Below are 21,336 nucleotides of genomic sequence, written 5' to 3' on the forward strand. Positions count from 1 at the left end.
CGCTTGCGGCGCCATGCCCAACGGGCGACGGCCCCGGACCGGGGGCCGTCGACGGGCGGGAGAGGCCCCGTTACGCCATGCTGCGCCGCCGCGCTGACAGCAGACCATGCACCGCAGTTCCGCTTAGGAACAGCGCCAGCAGCACAGCCATCATGCCGCCAAAGCCGCCGCCGGCCAGTGCCAGCACCATCAGCGGCGTTCCGATGGTATTGCCCAGATTACCCATCTGCGCCATTGCACCGCTGGACTGCGCCCGCGCGGCGGCACTGCCGTTCAGCTGCGGAACGGCTGCAAAGGAGCCGCCCTGCACCAGCCCCATGGCCCCCGCCATGGCGATACAGGCGGCCGGCGCGCCGGGCATGGCCCACAGCCACAGGGCGGCGGCGGCACAGGCCAGGAACCCCAGCTGCGCCAGCCGCACCCCGGCAGGAAGCGCAGCAGATACACCCCCAGGGTCATCGACACCGCAATGCTGGCCAGCGGCATCATCCCCAGCACAAAGGCGCGGATGTCCTCGGCGATATAAGGCGGGATCACCGTCAGCACCGCCACAAAGCAGCAGGTGTAAAACAGCCAGCCCGCGGCCGGCGCCGAAATCCAGGGGGACCGGTAAATGGGCAGATGCAGCCCGGGCAATTCCGCCAGACGCGGCAGCGGCCCCTTTCAGGCACCGGAACATCGCGCAAGGCAAAGCCCAGCAGCAGCGCCAGCCCCGCCATCACGCCCGTATGGGCACCAAACAGCGCCAGCAGCCCCCATGCATCCGCCAGCGGCACCCCGAACCAGGTCAGCAGGGTAAAGGCGACGGCAAAAAACGTGCTCCACAGGGTCATCGCCAGCCCCCGTCCCCGCTCCGAGCTCAGCTGTGCAATCAGAACCGGCCCTGCCACTACGATACCCAGATGCGACAGCCCCTCAACCACACGGGAGGCCAGGAACACCCCGAACGGCAGATGCAGCGCTTGCAGGGCAGACATCGCCGCCCCCGCCCACAGCGCCCAGATCAGCGTGCGCCGGTAGCCGAAAGCGGCGACATACAACCCCGCCACAGCCCCGAGCAGAATGCCCAAAACCCCGACCAGCGACACGGAAAAGCTGATCGCGTTTCCCGCCTGCGGGTACAGCTCCCCCATCCGGCCAAAGATCACGCTGATCTTGCCGTATTGCGCAGCCGCCCCAGGCCTGCGCCCCAGACCGCCAGGATCAGCCCCCAGCGGGAATTTCCGGATGCCGTCATGGCTGCTGCCCCTGTTGTATCCTTTGGTCAGCCTCTGGTTACCCCGGACCCGGCGCCGGGACCAGAGCCCTGCCGCCAAAGAAAAAGGCGGCCCCTCACAGGCCGCCTTTCCAATTTCCGCTCCACAGGCAACTTGCCAGGCAGCTTACATATGGATCACCCGGTCATAGGCATCGAGCACCGATTCATGCATCATCTCGGACAGCGTCGGATGCGGGAAGACGGTGTTCATCAGGTCTTCCTCGGTGGTTTCCAACTGGCGGCCCACCACGTAGCCCTGAATCAGCTCGGTCACTTCCGCACCGACCATATGGGCGCCCAGCAGCTCACCTGTTTTGGCGTCAAAGATGGTCTTCACCATGCCCTCAGCCTCTCCCAGCGCAATCGCCTTGCCGTTGCCGATGAAGGGGAAGCGGCCGACCTTGATGTCATAGCCCAGCTCCTTGGCCTTCGCTTCGGTATAACCGACCGAAGCCACCTGCGGCTGGCAGTAGGTGCAGCCGGCAATGCTTTCGGGCTTGACCGGATGGGCGTGTTTGCCCGCGATCAGCTCGGCCACCATGACACCCTCGTGCGACGCCTTATGCGCCAGCCAGGGCGCGCCGGCGATATCGCCAATCGCGTAAAGACCATCCACCCCGGTGCGGCAGTATTCATCCGTCACAACATGGGTGCGGTCGACCTTGACGCCCAGCTCTTCCAGCCCCAGGCCCTCGACGTTGCCGACGATGCCCACGGCAGAGATCACGGTGTCGAACTCCTGCTTTTCAACCTTGCCGCCAACCTCGATATGGGCCGTCACTTTACCCTTGCCGCGGTCCAGCTGCTTGACCATGGCTTTCTCCATGATCTTCATGCCCTGTTTGACAAAGGCCTTCTTGGCAAAGGCGGAGATTTCCGCGTCTTCCACCGGCAGCACCCGGTCCATCACTTCAACCACCGTGGTATCGGCGCCCAGCGTGTTGTAGAAGCTAGCAAATTCAATACCGATGGCACCCGAGCCGATGACCAGCAGCTTCTTCGGCATCCGCACCGGGTCCAGCGCGTGTTTGTAGGTCCAGACCAGATCGCCGTCAGCCTCAAGACCCGGCAGCTCGCGCGCCCGTGCACCGGTGGCCAGCACGATGTGTTTGGCGGTCAGCTCTTCAGTGCCCTTATCGGTTTTGACCGACACCTTGCCCTTGGCAGGAAGCGTCGCTTCGCCCATGACCACCGCAATCTTGTTCTTCTTCATCAGATGGCCAATGCCGGAGGACAGCTGTTTCGCCACCCCGCGCGAGCGTTTCACCACCGCGTCCAAGTCATAGCCGATGTTTTCCGCCTTCAGGCCGAAATCCTTGGCCCGCTCCATCAGGTGAAATACCTCGGAGGAGCGCAGCAGCGCCTTGGTCGGGATACAGCCCCAGTTGAGGCAGATACCGCCCATATGCTCGCGCTCGACAATGCAGGTTTTCAGACCCAGCTGTGCGGCACGGATGGCCGCGACATAGCCCCCCGGCCCGGCGCCGATTACGATCACGTCATAAGATTGTGCGGCCATAGTGCTCCCTCGCCCTCGAACAGGTTCCAAAACTAGTTTACCGTTAAACTATTTTTTTCTGCGCTGCAATCATCCTCTGCTGCGGCATAGCGGCCATGCAAGAAACAGCGCAACGCCGTCTGAACAGGCTATGCTGCAGGCAAACAACCCGCCAGAAGATTTTTGCGTTCGCCTTGAAAAGGCTGCAACTGGCAGGATCACAACAGAAAACGCCGCGCCCCTTTCAGGGCGCGGCGTTTTCTGTTGCTTCAGACCCGTGACAGGACCGGGTTCAGCCCGCAGCTTGCACTTGCCGCACGGTCTCGCCGTAGCCGCCCGCCATCACGTAATCCAGCTCCGGCGCGGTGCTGGCGCGGTGCAGAGCCTCGTTGCGGTAGGGGAAGCGGCCGAACTGGCGGATCACCTCGCGGTGGGCCCGCGCGTGCAGCAGGTTGCTGGTGCCGGTCTGGGGCATCCGTTCCAGCATCAGCCGGATGCAGCGTTCCTGGTCGCACAGGTTCTCGGAATGCATCAGGGGCAGATAGAAGAACTGGCGCGCCGGTTCGTCGATCTTCTTGTCCCATTTCTTGTTGATCGCCACCTTGGCCGCCGACAGCGCCGCCCGGTCAGAGGCAAACGCCTTGCCTTCGCCGCGGAACATGTTGCGGGGGAACTGGTCCATCAGGAGGATGTAGGCCAGGGTGCCGCTGGGGTAGGTCAGCCAGAAGGAAAACCTGCCCTCGCAGGCCTCCTCCCAGGTCTTTTGAAACTTCGTGCGGATCTCTTGATCCAGCGCGTCATCCTGCAGATACCATCCCTTTTCCCCAACCTTATCGAGCCAGAATGCAAGTATCTCTTCGGGACCAGTCATCGGTCGTAACTCCAAGTTTTTCCTGACCCTAACTTCAGGCCATTTTACATTACCATTACAAGTAACCTTGGGTCACAAATTGCGACAGGCAAGCCCGCTGTGTGAAATAATCCTCACAATTCCGGCTGGTTAGCGCAATCAATTCTCCTCGCCGGCGGTTTCCTGCTCTTCCAGCTCGGTCTCAATCGCGTATTCCTGGGCAAACTCAACCGCCACAGGCGTCGAGCTCGGATACATCGCGGCAAAGCTCCCGGTCTCGTCAACCGGCGTCGCAGCACGCTGGGTCATCCGGTAAGCCGCATAGGCGGCCATCAGGAACATCAGCGCCGCAATCAGTGCAAAGAAGCCAGCCGGACCGAACACCGCGTCGCTCATCAACCAGCCGGTGATCATCGGGCCGGCAATGGCGCCCAGCCCGTTGATGAACACCAGCCCGCCCGATGCCGCCGCCATGTCCTCATGCTCAAGGTAATCGTTGGTATAGGCGATCAGCAGCGAATACAGCGGATTCGACAGGCCGCCGATGATAAAGGCCGCAACCAGCAGCATCTTAAAGTCCATGCCGTAGATAAAGCCCAGCACCGCGCCGCAGCCGCCTGCAGCCGCCACCATCATGATCAGCAGCCGCCGGTCCATCCGGTCCGAGACCCAGCCCAGCGGATACTGCAGGATGGTGGCGCCGATATAGAAAGTGGCGATAAACAGCGACAGGTTGCCCAGGCTCAGCCCCGCAGCGGCGCCGTAAACCGCGCTCATCCCGAACTGGGCGGAAAACACGCCGCCCAGAATGAACATGCCGACACAGCCCAGCGGCGAAATCCGCATGATCTCGCGCAGGGTCATGGGCTTGGTGGTGTCAAACGCCGGGGTCGGCGAGATCGACAGCAGAATGGGCGCAAAGGAGATTGAAACCAGGATCGACGCGATGATGAACGCCTCGTAACCGGCTGGATCTCCGACCTGAATCAGCCCCTGCGCAGCGATGATACCGACCATCTGCACGATCATGTACAGCGACAGCGCCTTGCCCCGGTTGGAGTTGTCGGCAGAATTGTTCAGCCAGCTTTCCGCCGTCACATACACGCCGGAAAAGCAGAACCCGATGATCACGCGCCCCAGCCCCCAGGCGACGGTATTCGGCAGCACCGGATACAGGATCATCACCGCCGAAATGAACGAGGCCAAGGCCGCAAACACCCGCACATGGCCAACCCGGCGGATCATCTCCGGCGCCAGCCGCGAACCGCCCAGGAAGCCAACGAAATAGGCCGCCATCACAATCGACATCTGGAAGGTGGAAAACCCTTCCAGCTCGCCGCGCACACCCAGCATGGTGCCCTGCAGGCCGTTGCCGACCATCAGCAGCATCATCCCAAGAGCAGCGCCCATGCGCTCGACAGCACCTGCAGCATTTCATGCCTCCTTTGAAAGCAAAGCAGCCCTCCACAAGGGACGGGCTGCCATCACATTTGAATGTTATGTCCGGGCGATCAAGGCTCGCTTGGCCGGTATCGCTGATTCAGATTTCAATTTCATGACCCGGATTGCGCAATCCGGAGCCATGGTTGCGGCGCTTGTCTATGAATTCGCGCCGCTTTTCTGAGGTGTATCCGCCTTAGCCGGGATCAAAAGCGACGCGTCGCCATAAGAAAAGAACCGGTAGCGGTTTCCGACAGCATGTTCATAGATCCTGCGGATCTCCTCCTGCCCCATCAGCGCCGACACCAGCATCAGCAGGGTCGATTTCGGCAGGTGGAAATTGGTCATCAGCGCATCCGCCACCTGAAACCCGAACCCCGGATAAATAAAGATATCCGTATCGCCTTCCCAAGCGTGGATCTGCCCGTCCTTGGCGGCGCTTTCGATCAGCCGCAGCGCGGTGGTGCCAACCGGGATCACCCGCCCGCCTGCAGCCTTGGTCTCGGTGATCTCCGCCGCCGCCTGTGCGCTCACCTTGCCCCATTCCGCGTGCATGCGGTGGGTGGTCACATCCTCGACCTTGACCGGCAGGAAGGTGCCCGCGCCCACATGCAGGGTGACATAGGAAACTTCTACCCCGCGTGCCTTCAGCGCTGCCAGCAACGGAGCGTCGAAATGCAAGGAGGCGGTCGGCGCCGCCACCGCACCGGTATTGCGGGCCCAGACGGTCTGGTAATCGGTCTTGTCCTGCTCGTCCGCCGCGCGTTTGGCGGCGATATAAGGCGGCAGCGGCATCGCGCCGGCCTCAGCCAGCGCTGCGTCAAAATCGGTGCCGCTCAGGTTGAAACGAAGATGACCCTGGCCTTCGGAAACCGTTTCCAGCGTTGCGCTCAGATCGTCCGAGAAAACAATATCTTCCCCCGGCTTGATCTTTTTCAGCGGCTTCAGCAACGCCGCCCAGCTGCCATCTGCGCGCGGCTCCAGCAGGGTCGCCTCAATTTTGGCCGCCACCGGCCCTTGGGCGCTGTCACGGTGGCGCAGCCCGCTCAGCCGCGCCGGGATCACCTTGGTGTCGTTCAGCACCAGCCGGTCGCCGGGTTGCAGCCATTGCACCAGATCGGTCACCTGGCCATCATGCAGTTCCCTGCCAGCAGCCACCAGCAGCCGCGCCGCGCTGCGCGGATTGGCAGGCCGGGTGGCAATCAGATCGTCGGGCAGGTCGAAGTCGAAATCGCTGAGTTTCATGTTGCGCGCTATAGGCTGTGCTGCAGGGGAAATCTACGGTGTTTTTCGCCGTTTGTCAGGGTCACTTGTCAGCGCCCCGCGGCGTCCGGTACGGCCTGCGCTCTTCTTGCGCCTCTTCTTCTTCCGCCGTAAAGGCGCGCTGCTGGCCTGGCACCTTTGGCGCCGGCCCGCGGAAAATTTCCCGCAGAAAACCCGGCGCCAACCCCGCCAGCGGGTTGACCGAGACCGCAGGATCATCCGCCGTGCCGCGCAAGGTGAAGGTAAAACCAATCAGCCCCTCGCCGTCGCGCGGCGCCAGGATCCTGCCGATTGCGTTGACCAAGTAGATCGGCGAAATCACGCCGCGCATGTTCAGGCGGCTGTTGTTCAGATCATAATTGCCGTCCAGCGACAGCCCCATCGACGGACCCACCGCGCTGCTTTGATGCAGAATCAGATGCGAGGCACCCAGCCGGAACCGCCCGTTCATGCTGGTGAACAGGATGCCCTGGCCGGTCATCTCATCCAGCAGCCCGATCAGGCTGATCGCATTCAGGATCGCCGCCATTGACGGTGCATTGCGGATCCGGATGTTTCGCACATTGACCTTGCCGTCATATTCGCCCGGCTTGTCTGCCGGGATCAGGGTCATTTCAAAACTGCCGCCGCGGCCATGCTCGAACATGCCTGCCGAGCGGAACACGCCCCCGGCATCATTGGCCCGGATCCGGGCCGCGGTGCCGCCATTTTGTGGCACCACAGTGCCCGCCACCGGGGTCTGGCCGTTCAGGCGGGCGGTGAATTCACCGTTCATGCCGCCTTGGGTGGAAAAACGGCCTTGAAAATTCTGCAGCCCGATACTGTCGGTCACCTGCAGGTTTTGCAACCGCAGGGTAACCGGGCTCGACCCGCCGCCGCTGCTGCTGCCGCCGCCGCTGGCTGAGGTTGCCGAAAACGGCGAACGGTTCAGATCCAGCCGGCCGCCGGTCACCTCGATTGCGGGCGGCGCGGCACCGCGCCCCCGGAACGTCACAGATCCGCGGAACCAATCCCCTGCCCGCGCTGATGAGAACACCGCCTGATCCAGCCCGCCGCCTTTGCGCGTGGACACCTGCCCGGTGGCAGCCAGCCCCGGCGCCTGCAACGTCAGCTGTTCTACCGCGGCGGTCTCACCCAGCAGCGCCGAAACCGACAGCTTCCCCTTTGCCGCTTCGCCCTTGCGCCAGCTGATCTCGGGGATCCGCAGGCCAAGACCCGTCAAATCCGACTGCAGTTCCAGACGCGGCGGCGCCTCCGGGGTCAGATCCACCGAATAGCGCCCCTGGCCTTTGCCAAAGACCGCCCCGCGCGGCAGGCCAAGATTAAAGGCCTCCACCGCCTGCGCCGACAGTTCAATAGTCCCCTCCACCCGGCTGTCCGGCGGCGCGTCCTTGCCGATCCGCTGCTGCCAGCTGGCCGTCAGCGGAACACCCGACAGGCTGCCTGCACCGCTGAGGCGCACTTGGCTCTGATTGCCCTCGACGTCCAGCAGCGGGGCCGCCGCTACATGCCCCGGCACCAGTATTCTGCTTTCCACAGCGCGAATCGTGCCGCGGTAATGATAGAGGATCTCCTCCACCGGCACCTGCTTTTGCAGCGGCAGCGCCAGCGTGCCCGTTGCCTCCACCAGCCCCTCGGCCAGATCCACCGGCAGGCTGGCCTTATCCATCACCCGCAGCGGTTCCCGGTTCAGCAGCGACAGCGCCGCCGTGGCCGATCCGCGCGCCATGATCCGGGCAATGCCGGGGGTGCCGTCCTTGGCCGACACATCCGGAATGATGAAAGAGGTTCCGGCGACATCAACCGCGCCGCCCTGCTCGGCCGTCACCGTGCCGCCAGAAGCTGTCACAACAAAGCGGTCGCCGTACAGGCTCAGCTGGCCCGCGGCCCTGCGCACCGGCGGCATGAATTTCTGAAACAGCACCTCGGCGCCGTCAAAGGCCAGGTCCAGACTGACAAAGGGCTTGCCGCTGCCGCGCCCGCGCATGTGAAACCCGACATTGCGCACCTCGCCGTCCCGCAGGTTCTCCCGCACCCAAAGACGCGGATTCGGCGCCAGCGGCTCCGGCCACAGTTCCTTGACCCGCTGAACAGACACCTGATCAACGCTGCCGTTCAGATCGTAATCCCAGCCCTCGGGGCCAGCACCGATATCGCCGTCAAAATGAATGCGGCTGTCCCCGTCGCGCACCAGCATCTCGCCAAGGCGCAGCCGGAACGGGGCAAGGCTCAGGTCAAAATCCGCATCAACGCCGGGGAATTTGACGGGAGTTTCAAACAGACGGCGCGGGTTCAGCTCCAGATCGGAAAACCGCAGCTGCCCGACCAGCCCGGTCAGCTGCCCGTTTTGCACCCCGGCCAGGCTCGCCTGCCCCTGCATCACCCCGGACCCCCAGCCGCTTTGCACGCTGAGTTCCGAGAACTTCAGCAGCTGCTCTGCCGGGTAATAGGTGAAATAGCTGCGCGCGCCGGTAATCGGCACCGGCCGGGTCTGGGCGGCCGGCTGGATCACACCTTCGCCGATACGCAGGCTGGCCTGTACCGGAGCAATGCCGCCGTCGCTGAACACCTCGCCACGCAAGGAACCGGAAATCGGCGCCCGCAGCACCCCCAGCCAGCCAAGCGCCGGGCTTTGCAGAGCGATATCCTCGCTGGCGATATCCGACACCAGAAACCCGAACTCCGCCTCCGGGCTGCCGATCCCGGAACTGTAGCTGGCCTCCACCGTGCCCACGCCGCCGCGTCCGCTCAGGACCGAAAACACCGCCGACAGGGACACCTTGCTGCCGTCACGCTTCAAACCGATCCGGCCGCCGTCCAAGGTCCAGGCGCGGCCCAGCCGGTCGTCGGTGTAGGACAGCGTTAGCGCGCTGGTCTCCATGCCGGCAAGCGCGGCCAGCACCGGTTTTTGCAGCTGACTGTCCCATTGCTCGATCAGCTCAGCCAGATTGCCTGCCTGCCGCGACGGCAGCCCGCCGCTGGCAAAACTGATCGCAAAAGAGCCGTCCTTGTTGCGCCGCAGCGCCGCAAACAAGCCGTTCAGCGAAATCTGCTTGGGCTGCAGCTTGCCGCGCAGCAGCGGCCGCATCGCCAGGCTGGCCTGGGCATCGGCCAGCTGTGCAAACAGGGTGCCGTCCGGGTGCCGCAGCACCACATCCTTCAGACTGACCCGCGGCCGCAAGCCCTCGTTCACCACCACATGAATGGCACCGAATTCGATCTGCAGCCCGTTCAGATGCCGCTCGATCCGGGTTTCCACCCGGCTGCGCACCCAATCCGGCGCATTCAGCCGGGTGCCGATCCCGAAATAGACCGCAGCGGCTGCCAGAAAGCTCAGCAGCGCCAGCATCCAGATACACCCGCGCAGCAGCCGCCAGCGCCAGCGGCGGCGCGCAGGCCGTTGCGCCGTGCCGTGACCCGGCTCCGAACCGCGTCCAGGCACGGCTTCAGCACCCGGCCCCGGACCCTTCACGGGCACCGCCTCAGCAGCAGCGCGGTTATTCTCGCCGGCAGGTTTGATCTCAGCTTTCCCTTTGCTGCTCTTGGGTTATGTTTGCCGCGCAGAGATTTTGCGCAAATGACCGGAGACAGGCCAATGCTCGACGTATCAGATCCCGCCCCTTCCTTTACCCTGCCCCGCGGCGGCGGCGGAGAGGTCACTTTGTCCAGCCTCCAGGGCGCGCCCGTGGTGCTGTTTTTCTATCCCCGCGATAATACCCCCGGCTGCACCAAAGAATCCATCGGCTTTTCAGAGGCTTTGCAGGCATTCGCCGATGCCGGCGCTCACGTTTTCGGGATTTCCAAGGACAGCCTGAAGAAGCATGAGAATTTTACCGCCAAACACGGGCTGACCACGCCGCTCTTGTCGGACGCAGAGGGCACCGTCTGCGAGGATTACGGCGTCTGGAAGGAAAAGAGCATGTACGGCAAGAAGCATTGGGGCATTGAGCGTTCCACTTTCCTGATTGGCACCGATGGCCGCATCGCCCGCGTCTGGCGCAAGGTCAAGGTCGATGGCCACGTGGATGAGGTGCTGGCCGCCGTCCAGGCGCTCTGATCCGCCGGCCGGAGCTCTCCCGCCCGCTCCGGCTGCTCTTTGGCAAGAGCAGCCCTCACCGTTGGGCCAGGCGCCGCCCGCTGGGCGGCGCGCAGCGCGCCAAGGCGCGCTGCCATGCCCAAGGCTGCCAGAGTGATCAGCCTGCTGATCACCCGCAGGCGCGGGAGCACCGCCGTTTTCCGCTCTGGACTCCGGCTGCCAAATCAGGTGAACCCGGCGCATCCCGCCGTTTGAGGAGACCCCTATGGACACCCAGCCCCTTTCGCTAGCTGAATGCGCCGCCGAGGTGCTGACCACCGCAGATGGGCGCGCCAAGACCGCGCTGTCCCGCCGCCATGCCGCCGAGTGGTTCGCTTACCGCAAAGGCGAAGCGCCGGAAATCGCCATCGGAACCGCCACGCCGCCGATGCACCCGGCCCGCCCGGACCGGCCACAGCTGCTGCACCCGCGCGACGTGCCCAAACGCAAACCGGGATCCGAGGCCGGCCGGATCGCCCTGCTGCACGCGGTGGCCCATATCGAGCTCAATGCCGTTGACCTGCATTGGGACATCATCGCGCGGTTTTCCCATGTGCCGATGCCGATGGGCTTCTTTGACGACTGGGTCCAGGCCGCGGATGAAGAATCCAAACATTTCAACCTGATGTGCGACTGCCTTGAAGCGCTGGGCAGCCATTATGGCGCCCTGCCTGCCCATGCCGGCATGTGGCGCGCCGCCGAGGACACAGCCGAAGACCTGATGGGCCGCCTCGCGGTGGTGCCGATGGTGCTGGAGGCGCGCGGGCTGGACGTCACCCCGGGCATGATCGAAGTCTTCCGCAAGGCCGCCATCACCCAGGCCGTGGACGCTTTGGAAGTGATCTATGCCGAGGAGGTCAGCCATGTCGCCTATGGCTCCAAATGGTTCAATTTCCTCTGCGGACGGGACAACCTTGACCCGAAAGAAGTGTTCCACGCGCTGGTACGCAAGTATTTCCACGGGCCTCTCAAACCGCCTTTCAATGAGGAAAAACGCGCCGATGCCGGCCTGCCGCCGGATTTCTACTGGCCGCTGGCCGATCAGGACCGGGTGCTGCCCGGCAGCTGAACCGGACCTGCTGCCTGCAGCCGCCGCTGCACCGAAGGGTGCCTGTAACAATCCTCACAACAAGGCCCGGGCCGGATCACCAACCGGTGAGATCGCGCCGCAGCGAATTGACGTTGCGGCCCCGGTCCCGATGTTCAGCAGAAGCAAAGCGCCAGCTTACCCCGCACAGGAGACCAACTGCCATGATGATGTCCGCCGATCGCCGCGCCCGTCCCGCCTGCCCAGGCTTCAATGTCCAAACCCTTGGCCTGATGTTCATTTCCGGCTTCTTTGCCACCAACGCTTTTGACCTTTGGGGCAGGTGATCAGCCCTGGCCTGGGATTCGCCAGCCTGTCGCCGCACGGGCTGGCCCGCAGCCTCCTGGGCAGCCTGGGTCTGCCCGACGGCGATTTTGCCGGCTATTTTGTGCATTTCTATCTGGTCGGCCTGATCGGCTACCCGGCGGGCTGGCTGTTCATCTTTGCTCCCGTCTGGAACCGGGTGGCAGGAGGCACCCATTGGTTGCTGCCGTCTGCGCTCTATGGCTTTGGCCTTTGGGTTTTTGCCATCGGCGGCATCACCGCCATCGCCGGGCTGCCGTTCTTCCTGAACTTCACCGGAATCGCCTGGGTCGCCCTGGCTGGCCACGTGCTTTACGGGATTGTCCTGGTGGCTATCCTGCGCCTGATCGGCCGCTCCCCGGATTGAGAACCGGATGAAACCCGGCAACTTAGCCGGGTCTCCCCGGCGCAAGCCCCGGTTTCTTCGGCAATTTTCCGCCTATCACACGGCTCCTCCCGCCGCTTCCCTGCCCAAAGGGTCAACAGGCTTGCCCAATGGCGCCGCCCTGTCTATTCACTTCGCCCAAGGCACCGGCTCCGCCTTGAGGGGCCTGTGCAGAACGGGACAGGGACCAGACTTTGCGCACACGGCTCGCGATCAGAATCCACAGCTTTCTTGAACGCCGCTTCCCCGAGCGGCGGGTGTTCCTGAAGTCCGACAACGATACACGCTTCATCCGGCTGCGTTCGGAAACCCAGTTGGCAGCCGTTGCAGGCGTTACCCTGTTTACCGCCTGGACCATTGTCGCCACCGCGATTGTGCTGATGGACAGTATCGGGTCAGGCAACTTCCGCGAATTGGCCAAACGCGATCAGCAGACCTACCGCGAGCGGCTCAACGCTATCTCCGATGAACGCGACACCCGCGCTGTTGAGGCCCTGGCGGCGCAGGACCGTTTCAATGCCGCGCTGACACAGATTTCGATGATGCAGTCTGAGCTTCTGGCCTCGGAAACCCGCCGCCGCGAGCTGGAAACCGGCATCGAGGTTATCCAGTCCACCCTGCGCGACACCATGCGTCAGCGCGACACTGCCCGCAAATCCCTGGCGCAGCTCAAGGCAGACACCCAGGACGAGAACGCCCCTCACGCTGTCATCGCCAGCGCTTCGGCGCAGATGGACCTGCTGGCAGGGGTGCTGTCGGACACCGCAGCGGAACGCGACCGGATCATGGCCGATGCCCGCGACGCCATCGGCCAGCGCGACGAGCTGGAACTGGAACTGCAGCTGATGGACGAGCGCAACAGCCAGATTTTCCGCCAGCTGGAAGAAGCGGTGGCGGTTTCTGTCACCCCGCTCGACAAGATGTTCCGCAACGCCGGCATGCCGCCTGAGCGTATTCTGGAGCAGGTCCGCCGCGGCTATAACGGCCAGGGCGGGCCGCTTGCCCCTTTGGCAATGTCGACCCGCGGTGAAGAACCCACAGCCGAAGCGTTGCGGGCCAACAGCATCCTGGCCAAGCTGGATCAGCTGAACCTTTACCGCCTGGCCGCCCAGCAGGCGCCTTTTGCCACGCCGGTGAACCTGGGCCAGGTGCGCCAGACCTCGGGCTTCGGCTACCGCCGCGACCCCAAGACCGGCGGCCGCCGCCTGCATAAAGGGTCGGATTTTGCCGGCGGCACCGGCACCGATATCTTTGCCACTGCCGACGGCGTTGTCACCCATGCCGGCTGGCAGTCGGGCTACGGCAGGATGGTCACCATCCGGCATGCCTTCGGCATCGAAACCAGATACGCCCATAATTCGAAACTCCGCGTTACAAAGGGCCAAAGGGTCTCGCGCGGGATCACATTGCTGATATGGGTAACACCGGACGGTCCACCGGGACCCACCTCCATTACGAGGTCAGGGTCAACGGGCAACCTGTAAACCCCATGATCTACATCAAGGCTGCGAGAAATGTTTTCTAAAAGCAAAATCAACGAGCCCGGGCCGAAGCAGGCCGAAGCAACCCCGGCTCCCACTGCTGCGCCGGCGGCTCCGGTCAGCGACTACAGGTCCAGCGCCCCCAAGGCCAAGCCAGCCGCGTCGCTGCTCAGCTCTGACCTGCACATCACCGGCAACGTTAAGACCACCGGCGACATCCAAGTCGAAGGCACGGTCGAAGGCGACATCCGCGCGCATCTGCTGACGGTCGGTGAAACTGCCACCATCAAGGGCGAGGTCACCGCCGATGACGTGGTCATCAACGGCCGTATCGTTGGCCGCGTGCGCGGCCTGAAGGTGCGCCTGACCGCCACCGCCCGCGTCGAAGGCGATATCATCCACAAGACCATCGCCATTGAAAGCGGCGCCCACTTCGAAGGCTCTGTGCAGCGCCAGGACGACCCGCTGAACCCGGGCGGCCGCAAATCCGCCCCCGCCGCAGCACCTTCTGCCGTTCCGGCTCCGGCCCCGTCTGCAGCCGTAAAAGCAGCGACTGCCGCGCATAAAGCCGAGGGCTGATCCGCCGTTACTGCCGGATCCGGCATGACCATTTCAAAAGCCGCAGGCCATCGCCTGCGGCTTTTTTGTACCCGGTCAGCTTCGCATTCTGCCAGTCCCGCAACGGTATCTTGTATTCCTTACCTTGCAGCCACGAGTTGAGGCCGATAGTTAACACGGAAAATACAGGACTGCGGCCCGGCATGCGGCACAACGAAAAGGGTATTTTAGGGAAATGGCGACAGTAAACTTGAATGATCCGAGCGGAACATGGTCGCTCAATGCCCTGAACTCTCCGGATTTTGCCAACGCAAGCATCACAACGCAAACTTCCAGCCTGATTATCTTTACCGGCACCAACGGGGCTGGCTTCAGCCTGACCGGGGATTTTTCCTCTGCGTCCCCCTATTCCTGGACGCTAAAGTCTCTCAGCATCACATCCTACGGAACTCCAGTTCTTTCGTTCTCCGACTTTTCGATGAATTTCTACACGTTCGCCTCCTCCAGCGGCGCACGTCTGGAAGCATCCATTCTGGCCGGCAGCGATACAATCACCTCCAACATGGCCGAGGGACAGCGCTGGCTCACCCATGGCGGCAATGATACAATCAAGCTTGGAACCGGCGACGACACGCTGTACGGCGGCAGCGGCACGGACCGCCTGATTATTGCCGACACATTCGGCAATGCGTCTTTCTCCTCAAACTTCAGTACGGTCACAATCGACTCGGGCGATGGCCGCGACATCGTGTCCTCGATCGAACAGCTGGAATTTTCCGACCGGACCTTTGCCCTGACAACCGGCAGCTACAGCGGCAATTCCCTGACCGGCGACACATCTGCCGGGCTTTCCAGCGACCTGATTTTAGGCGGTGCCGGCAATGACACTTTGTCCGGTCTGACCGGCAGCGACCTGTTGCTGGGCGAAGATGGCAATGACCGCCTGCTGGGCGGCGCCGGCCGCGATACTCTCAACGGCGGCGATGGCGATGACGATCTTTGGGGCGGCAGCGGACGCGACCTGCTGATTGGCGGCATGGGCGATGATCTGCTGATTGGCGGCAAACACGGCGACAGGCTGCTGGGCGGCGGCGGCGCCGATGAGCTGAAGGGCGGCCATGGCAAGGACGTTCTGATCGGCAATTCGGGCAACGACCTGCTGGTCGGCGGCGGCGGCAGCGATACACTGAAGGGCGAGTCCGGGCGCGACATGCTGCTGGGCCACAAGGGCAACGACGTGCTGACCGGCGGCAGCAATGCGGATACCTTCGTCTTCCACAAAGGCCACGGCAACGACACTATCACCGATTTCACCGCCGGAGAGGACCGCATCGCGATCGGCCGCGGCGCCTCCCGGCTGAGCCAGCTGGATTTTGACAGCCAAGGCGATGACGTCCTGGTCTCCTTTGCCAATGTCACCATTCTGGTGGAAGACATCACCGTGGCGCAGCTGCAGGACGCGGACAACTTCCTGTTCTGACCACTGCAACCATTGACCTGCTCAAGGCGCGCCCCGGCGGCGCGCCTTTTGTCATTTCAGCATCCACCGCCCGTCCGGCCAGAAGGCGTGAAAGGCAAAGGCAAACATCACATCATGCGCCAAGTCGAACCCGCTTGCGTCGCGCACCCTGACTGATCCGATGTCCCGCCCCTTGGCCAGCGTGCCGGCATCCAGCGCCGAGGCCTGCCCGGCCCGCCAGCTGAGCACCACGCCTGCCTCACGGATCTCGCCCGTTTTTGCCAGCCGCGCCAGCGGCCAGGCCCGGCTGCCGACCCGCACCACCCGGTCCAGCGGTGCCAGCCCGTGCGGCGGCGGGGTGCCGTCATACAGAAACGGCCAGTCAGACGTGTCATACCCCCGGTAAGGGTTTTGCCCGTAGCGCCTGTTATAGCCAGGCTGCGCCATCACCAGACCATCCGGGTTGCGCGCTTTGAACTCTTGCCAGCTTTCGACCCAGCTGGGCAGGCTGGCCAGCCGCTGGCCGCTCATCTCGCCGGCAATGCCGGTGCCGATCGCCTGCTGCCACCAGCTTTGGGTTTCGCGGTCATACATCACCATGTCGGAATAACGCAGCTTGCCGGTGACCCCAAACCGCAGCACCCCCGCCCGGGTGCGCCGGTCGAATGTCATCGCCGAATTGCACAAAGGGCAATAGGTCACCGCCACCGGCACGCCTGCCACCACATCGTTCACGATCTCATGCCAGGTAAGGTAACGCAGCGGATAGGCGCGGGCCGGCGCGCCCTCTATTTCCAGCGCGATCACCGGCTCCCGCGGCGTCAGCCGCCGGTCCTTGGCCGCCGCTGTGAACTGTGGCGCATCCAGCGCCGGAATGCCGTCCTTGGGCACCCCGCCGGAGCGGATCTGCCCCCAATCCCCGACACTCGTCCGGCTGAAATCGGTTTTCGGCCATTCACGTTTCCACTGGGCAGGCTCAGCCTGCGCCATCCAGGGCAAAAACATTGCCGCACTCATCAACAAACGTCCCAGCATACACCACTCCCTGCTGAACCCCAGTATTCGGGACAAGCCGGGACTGAACAGTGGGAAACACAGGCTTGTGACATCATGTCAGAGGCTTGGCACAGCGCAGGGCTGCAACGGCAAAGGCCCGCCCCCGGATACCGGGAACGGGCCTTGGATTTTCCGGAAAACCGGAGGTCCTTATTCGGTGACGGTCACCTTGGTCATGGCGTCGGGCTGGCCGATCACCGCGCCGTTTCCGCCTGTGCCCAGCTTGATCGCGTCAACCACATCCATGCCGCCGGTCACCTTGCCGACAACCGTGTACTGGCCGTTCAGGAAATGGCCCGCATCAAACATGATGAAGAACTGCGAATTGGCGCTGTTCGGGTTTTGCGACCGGGCCATGCCGACCACGCCGCGGTCAAACGGCAGGTCCGAGAACTCGGCCGGCAGATCGGGACGGCTGGAACCGCCGCGCCCGGCAGCACTCATGTCGCCGCCGGCCTTGCCGAACTCGACGTCGCCGGTCTGCGCCATGAAGCCCTCGATCACCCGGTGGAACACCACGCCGTCATACTGGCCCTCAGTGGCCAGTGCGGTGATCTGCGCCACATGGGCGGGTGCCACATCCTCGAACAAGTCGATCATGATGGTGCCGTTGGCTTCGCCTTCGACCTGAACCTCCAGGCCGGTGGCAAAGGCAGGCCCTGCCGCCAGCAGAGCCACCAGGGACAGGCTTTTAAGCATCCGCAGCAACCTTTACGCTGATCATCCGGTCCGGGTTTGCCGGCGGCTCGCCTTTGGTGATCGCATCCACATGCTCCATACCCTCAATGACACGGCCGTAAACGGTGTACTGGCCGTTCAGGAAGTGGTTGTCCTTGAAGTTGATGAAAAACTGCGAGTTTGCCGAATCCGGGTTCGCCGAGCGCGCAGCACCCAGAGTGCCGCGGTCATGCGGCAGCTTGGAAAACTCAGCCGGCAGGTTCGGCAGGTCCGAGCCGCCAGTGCCCGCCATGCGGATGTTGAAACCGTCTTCCATGTCGCCATTGGCCACGTCGCCGGTCTGCGCCATGAAGCCGTCGATCACCCGGTGGAAACAGACGTTGTCGTATTCGCCGGCACGGGCCAGTTCCTTCATGCGCTCGGCGTGTTTCGGCGCCACGTCGGGCAGCAGCTCAATCACGACGTTGCCGTCTTTCAGTTCAACAATAACGGTGTTTTCGGGATCTTTAATCTCGGCCATCTGGCTCTCCTGTCGTCGAAATTTGCACAGATACCTAAGGCCAGCGCCCGGAAATGCCAAGGGAGCATTGACTGATGCGCAAAAACCCCCGAAACAGCCCGCGGATTTACCTGCATTTTCACCATAAGGGGTCTCGCTGATGGGCTGGAAAACACTCGACGACATGGATCTGAACGGCAAGCGCGTGCTGGTGCGCGTGGACATCAACGTGCCGATCGTCGACGGGGTTGTCACCGACTCCACCCGCATCCGCCGCATTGCCCCTTCTGTGCGCGATATTCTGGCCGCCGGCGGCAAGCCGATCCTCTTGGCCCACTTCGGCCGCCCCGGCGGCGAGCGCCGCGAGAACCTGTCGCTGAACCAGCTGGTGCCGACGCTGGAGCGCGCCTTTGAAACCCGCGTGTTGTTTGCCGCCGATTGCATCGGTGCGGGCGCCGAGGCCGCCGCAGACGCGCTGCAGCCGGGTGAAGTGCTGCTGTTGGAAAACACCCGCTTCCATGCCGCCGAAACCAAGAACGACCCCGAACTGGCCGCAGGCATGGCGCGCCTGGGCGAAGTTTACTGCAACGACGCCTTCTCGGCTGCCCACCGCGCGCATTCCTCGACCGAGGCGCTGGCCCGCCTGCTGCCCGCCTGCGCCGGCCGTCTGATGCAGGCCGAACTGCAGGCGCTGGAAAGCGCCCTGGGCCAGCCGCAGCGCCCGGTCACCGCAGTTGTCGGCGGCGCCAAGGTCTCCACCAAGCTGGAGCTTCTGGGCAACCTGATCGAGAAGGTCGACCACCTGGTGATCGGCGGCGGCATGGCCAACACCTTTCTGGTGGCCAAGGGCCTGCCGGTCGGCATCTCGCTGGCCGAACGCATCATGAAGGACACCGCAGCCGAGATCCTGGCCAAGGCCGAGGCCGCAGGCTGCGAGATCATCCTGCCTTCCGACATCGTGGTCGCCAAAAAGTTCGAAGCCCATGCTGAGCATGAAATCCTGCCCGCCGATCAATGCCCGGACGACGGCATGATCCTGGACGCAGGCCCGGAAAGCGTCGCCCGCATCATCGAGGTGTTTGCAAACAGCAAGACCCTGATCTGGAACGGCCCCCTCGGCGCGTTTGAGCTGGAACCGTTCGACGCCGCCACCAACGCAGCTGCGCTGAAAGCAGCCGCCATGACCCGCTCGGGCCAGCTGATTTCCGTGGCCGGCGGCGGCGACACTGTGGCGGCCCTGAACGCCTCCGGCGCGGCCGGCGATTTCACCTATATCTCCACCGCCGGCGGCGCCTTCCTGGAATGGATGGAAGGCAAAGAGCTTCCCGGCGTCGCGGCACTCGACCAGTAACCGGAAACGCCCGCCCGGTCAGCCGGACGGGCGCCTTCCGCGGGTTGCGGGTTCAGGAGCCGCCTTCCGCTCCCGGCCGTGCCGAGAAAAATCACCCTGTGGACAGTTTTAGGATTCACAAGCCGATTCGGTTGTGGCATAACTAGGGCAGACGCCGGGAAACGGCGCAAAAACAAAAACTTGAGCAGTAACATACAGGCACCTCCAAAGTGACCCGAAGCAATCGCCCGTCGCTGGGCGCCATCGCCTTTTTTGCCATCGCCTTCGCGCTCAGCGCGTATTTCACCTTTGCGGCGGTGCAGGGCGACTTCGGTCTGTTCAGACGGGTCGAGATCCAAGCCGAAGCAGAAGAACTGCGGCTGGATCTCGACCGTCTCCAGTCCCGGATCGGCGGCATGGAAAACCTGACCCGCCGCCTGTCCGACGACTATCTCGACCTTGATCTCCTGGATGAGCAGGCCCGCTCGGTGCTTGGCCTTGTCCGCGCGGACGAGATTGTCATCCGCTAAGCGCCCTCCTGTCCGTCCCCCTTTGCCGCGCTTGCTGTTTGCTGCGTGGCATTTTTGCGTTCCATGGGCGGATTTTTACGCGGCGGAAACCCCGCGGCAGAATAACACTATTCAGCCGGGCCAAAACCGGGTATCAATTGGTTTAACACTAAACTATCTAGCCTGCAGGGGGAGTCGACCACCATGGCCGCTAGGAAAAGCGCAAAGAAACCAAACGTTTCTGCCGAAGAGCTTACGAAACACTACCGCGAAATGCTGCTGATCCGCCGATTCGAGGAAAAATCCGGCCAGCTTTACGGCATGGGTCTGATCGGCGGCTTCTGCCACCTCTACATCGGCCAGGAAGCGGTTGTTGTCGGGCTTGAGGCCGCAGCTGAGGAAGGCGACAAGCGCGTCACCTCCTACCGCGACCATGGCCATATGCTGGCCTGCGGCATGGACCCGGACGGCGTCATGGCCGAACTGACCGGCCGCGAGGGCGGTTACTCCAAGGGCAAGGGCGGCTCCATGCATATGTTCTCGAAAGAGAAGCATTTCTATGGCGGCCACGGCATCGTCGGCGCCCAGGTGCCGCTTGGTGCCGGCCTTGCCTTTGCCGACAAATACAAGGGCAACGGCCGCGTGACATTCGCCTATTTCGGTGACGGTGCCGCCAACCAGGGCCAGGTCTACGAGACCTTCAACATGGCCGCCCTGTGGAAGCTGCCGGTGGTTTTCGTGATCGAGAACAACCAGTACGCCATGGGCACCTCGCAGCAGCGTTCCACCTCCAGCGCCGAAATCTGGGAACGCGGCAAGGCCTTCGGCATTCCGGGCGAGGCGGTCGACGGCATGAACGTGCTGTCCGTCAAGGAAGCCGGCGAACGCGCCGTGGCCCACTGCCGCAGCGGCGACGGCCCCTATATCCTGGAAGTCAAAACCTACCGCTACCGCGGCCACTCAATGTCGGACCCGGCCAAGTACCGGACCCGCGAAGAGGTCCAGAAAATGCGCGAGGAGCGCGACCCGATCGAGCAGGTCCGCGAGATGCTGCTGACCGGCAAGCACGCGACCGAGGACGACCTCAAGGCGATCGACAAGGAGATCAAGGAGATCGTCTCCAAGTCCGCAGATTTCGCCAAGGAAAGCCCGGAACCCGCGCTCGAAGAGTTGTGGACCGACATTTACGCCGACGAAGTCCCGCAGGAGGCCAGCGCCTGATGCCGCATTTCGAAATCCACGCAACGGATGTTGAGGCCGCAAAGACCTTTTACAGCGGTCTGTTCGGCTGGCAGTTTGAACCGATGCCGGGCGGCGAAGATATGGCGTATCACCTGATCGAAGGCGCCGATATCGGCATGGCCCATGGCGTGACCGGCGGCCTGATGAAACGTATGGGCGATGCCCCTGCCGCCGGCGGCCCGGTCCGCGGCGGCACCATGACATTTGAAGTCGACGACTGTGACGAGCGCTACAGCTGGGCGCTTGGCAACGGCGGCGCCGAGGCGCTGCCGCCCCAGGACTATCCCGGAATTGGCCGCTGCGCCTATGTTGAGGACGGTCAAGGCAACATCGTCGGAATGATCACTCCTGCGGAGAGCAACTGA

General features: G+C 63.4%; 19 protein-coding genes and 2 pseudogenes. 11 read left to right on the plus strand and 10 right to left on the minus strand.

What is annotated here, in order from left to right; translation table 11 throughout:
* Nucleotides 1-70: 70 nt before the first annotated feature.
* The 7 genes and pseudogenes from ETW23_RS26755 to ETW23_RS10245 all read right to left on the minus strand — a co-directional run bounded on the left by ETW23_RS26755 (nt 71) and on the right by ETW23_RS10245 (nt 9,781).
* Nucleotides 71-421 (minus strand): hypothetical protein, encoded by a 351-nt coding sequence (locus tag ETW23_RS26755; RefSeq protein WP_368075887.1) that lies wholly within the window; start codon nt 419-421, stop codon nt 71-73.
* Between the two features lie 118 nt (nt 422-539).
* Nucleotides 540-1,148 carry an MFS transporter gene (locus ETW23_RS26760; RefSeq protein WP_368075889.1) on the minus strand — a complete coding sequence of 203 codons (609 nt, stop codon included), beginning with the start codon at nt 1,146-1,148 and terminating at the stop codon, nt 540-542.
* A 234-nt stretch (nt 1,149-1,382) separates the two neighbouring features.
* Nucleotides 1,383-2,777 (minus strand): dihydrolipoyl dehydrogenase, encoded by a 1,395-nt coding sequence (lpdA, locus tag ETW23_RS10225; protein WP_134829924.1) that lies wholly within the window; start codon nt 2,775-2,777, stop codon nt 1,383-1,385.
* Nucleotides 2,778-3,048: 271 nt separating this feature from the next.
* The gene (locus ETW23_RS10230; RefSeq protein ID WP_129370987.1) at nt 3,049-3,627 is read right to left on the minus strand and encodes a DUF924 family protein; all 579 of its coding nucleotides are present in this window, start codon (nt 3,625-3,627) and stop codon (nt 3,049-3,051) included.
* A 138-nt stretch (nt 3,628-3,765) separates the two neighbouring features.
* Nucleotides 3,766-5,039: pseudogene (locus ETW23_RS10235) on the minus strand (MFS transporter).
* A gap of 166 nt (nt 5,040-5,205) precedes the next feature.
* Complete coding sequence (gene queA / locus ETW23_RS10240) at nt 5,206-6,291, minus strand: tRNA preQ1(34) S-adenosylmethionine ribosyltransferase-isomerase QueA (RefSeq protein WP_134829925.1); 1,086 nt, start codon at nt 6,289-6,291, stop codon at nt 5,206-5,208.
* Between the two features lie 61 nt (nt 6,292-6,352).
* Entirely contained in the window at nt 6,353-9,781 is a 3,429-nt protein-coding gene (locus tag ETW23_RS10245) for an AsmA-like C-terminal region-containing protein (protein ID WP_254695188.1), read from the minus strand.
* 123 nt (nt 9,782-9,904) lie between these two features.
* Here ETW23_RS10245 and ETW23_RS10250 point away from each other — a divergent pair, with 123 nt between their 5' ends.
* The 7 genes and pseudogenes from ETW23_RS10250 to ETW23_RS10275 all read left to right on the plus strand — a co-directional run bounded on the left by ETW23_RS10250 (nt 9,905) and on the right by ETW23_RS10275 (nt 15,678).
* Nucleotides 9,905-10,366, plus strand: coding sequence for a peroxiredoxin (locus ETW23_RS10250; protein WP_134829927.1), 462 nt, complete (start codon nt 9,905-9,907; stop codon nt 10,364-10,366).
* Nucleotides 10,367-10,610: 244 nt separating this feature from the next.
* Complete coding sequence (locus ETW23_RS10255) at nt 10,611-11,453, plus strand: ferritin-like domain-containing protein (RefSeq protein ID WP_134829928.1); 843 nt, start codon at nt 10,611-10,613, stop codon at nt 11,451-11,453.
* 182 nt (nt 11,454-11,635) lie between these two features.
* A complete protein-coding gene (locus ETW23_RS26580) occupies nt 11,636-11,758 on the plus strand; it encodes a hypothetical protein (protein ID WP_302658375.1) in 123 nt (40 codons plus the stop codon).
* A complete protein-coding gene (locus ETW23_RS10260) occupies nt 11,755-12,141 on the plus strand; it encodes a hypothetical protein (protein WP_254695189.1) in 387 nt (128 codons plus the stop codon). The genes ETW23_RS26580 and ETW23_RS10260 overlap by 4 nt, the downstream gene beginning before the upstream one ends.
* 212 nt (nt 12,142-12,353) lie before the next feature.
* Nucleotides 12,354-13,684 (plus strand): annotated as a pseudogene (locus ETW23_RS10265) (DUF5930 domain-containing protein).
* Nucleotides 13,674-14,219, plus strand: a complete 546-nt coding sequence (locus tag ETW23_RS10270; protein ID WP_129370994.1) for a polymer-forming cytoskeletal protein — start codon at nt 13,674-13,676, stop codon at nt 14,217-14,219. Before ETW23_RS10265 ends, ETW23_RS10270 begins: the two are co-directional and overlap by 11 nt.
* 214 nt (nt 14,220-14,433) lie before the next feature.
* Nucleotides 14,434-15,678, plus strand: coding sequence for a calcium-binding protein (locus ETW23_RS10275; protein ID WP_134829929.1), 1,245 nt, complete (start codon nt 14,434-14,436; stop codon nt 15,676-15,678).
* A gap of 51 nt (nt 15,679-15,729) precedes the next feature.
* Here the strand turns inward: ETW23_RS10275 and ETW23_RS10280 are convergent, their stop codons facing one another.
* The 3 genes from ETW23_RS10280 to ETW23_RS10290 form a co-directional block, all read right to left on the minus strand.
* On the minus strand, nt 15,730-16,662 hold the full coding sequence (locus ETW23_RS10280) for a DUF3179 domain-containing protein (protein ID WP_247676701.1): 933 nt from the start codon (nt 16,660-16,662) through the stop codon (nt 15,730-15,732).
* A 201-nt stretch (nt 16,663-16,863) separates the two neighbouring features.
* Nucleotides 16,864-17,412 carry a peptidylprolyl isomerase gene (locus ETW23_RS10285; RefSeq protein ID WP_134829931.1) on the minus strand — a complete coding sequence of 183 codons (549 nt, stop codon included), beginning with the start codon at nt 17,410-17,412 and terminating at the stop codon, nt 16,864-16,866.
* A complete protein-coding gene (locus ETW23_RS10290; protein ID WP_129370998.1) occupies nt 17,405-17,911 on the minus strand; it encodes a peptidylprolyl isomerase in 507 nt (168 codons plus the stop codon). Before ETW23_RS10290 ends, ETW23_RS10285 begins: the two co-directional genes overlap by 8 nt.
* A gap of 139 nt (nt 17,912-18,050) precedes the next feature.
* Between ETW23_RS10290 and pgk the strand changes: the two genes are divergently transcribed.
* The 4 genes from pgk to ETW23_RS10310 all read left to right on the plus strand — a co-directional run bounded on the left by pgk (nt 18,051) and on the right by ETW23_RS10310 (nt 21,336).
* Nucleotides 18,051-19,241, plus strand: a complete 1,191-nt coding sequence (gene pgk, locus ETW23_RS10295; RefSeq protein WP_134829932.1) for a phosphoglycerate kinase — start codon at nt 18,051-18,053, stop codon at nt 19,239-19,241.
* A gap of 209 nt (nt 19,242-19,450) precedes the next feature.
* Nucleotides 19,451-19,750 (plus strand): septum formation initiator family protein, encoded by a 300-nt coding sequence (locus ETW23_RS10300; protein ID WP_129371000.1) that lies wholly within the window; start codon nt 19,451-19,453, stop codon nt 19,748-19,750.
* A 183-nt stretch (nt 19,751-19,933) separates the two neighbouring features.
* Nucleotides 19,934-20,950 (plus strand): pyruvate dehydrogenase (acetyl-transferring) E1 component subunit alpha, encoded by a 1,017-nt coding sequence (gene pdhA, locus ETW23_RS10305; RefSeq protein WP_134829933.1) that lies wholly within the window; start codon nt 19,934-19,936, stop codon nt 20,948-20,950.
* Nucleotides 20,950-21,336: a VOC family protein gene (locus ETW23_RS10310; RefSeq protein ID WP_129371002.1), complete on the plus strand. Its 387-nt coding sequence runs from the start codon at nt 20,950-20,952 to the stop codon at nt 21,334-21,336. Before pdhA ends, ETW23_RS10310 begins: the two co-directional genes overlap by 1 nt.

This window comes from Leisingera sp. NJS201, assembly GCF_004535885.1.
GTDB lineage: Bacteria > Pseudomonadota > Alphaproteobacteria > Rhodobacterales > Rhodobacteraceae > Leisingera.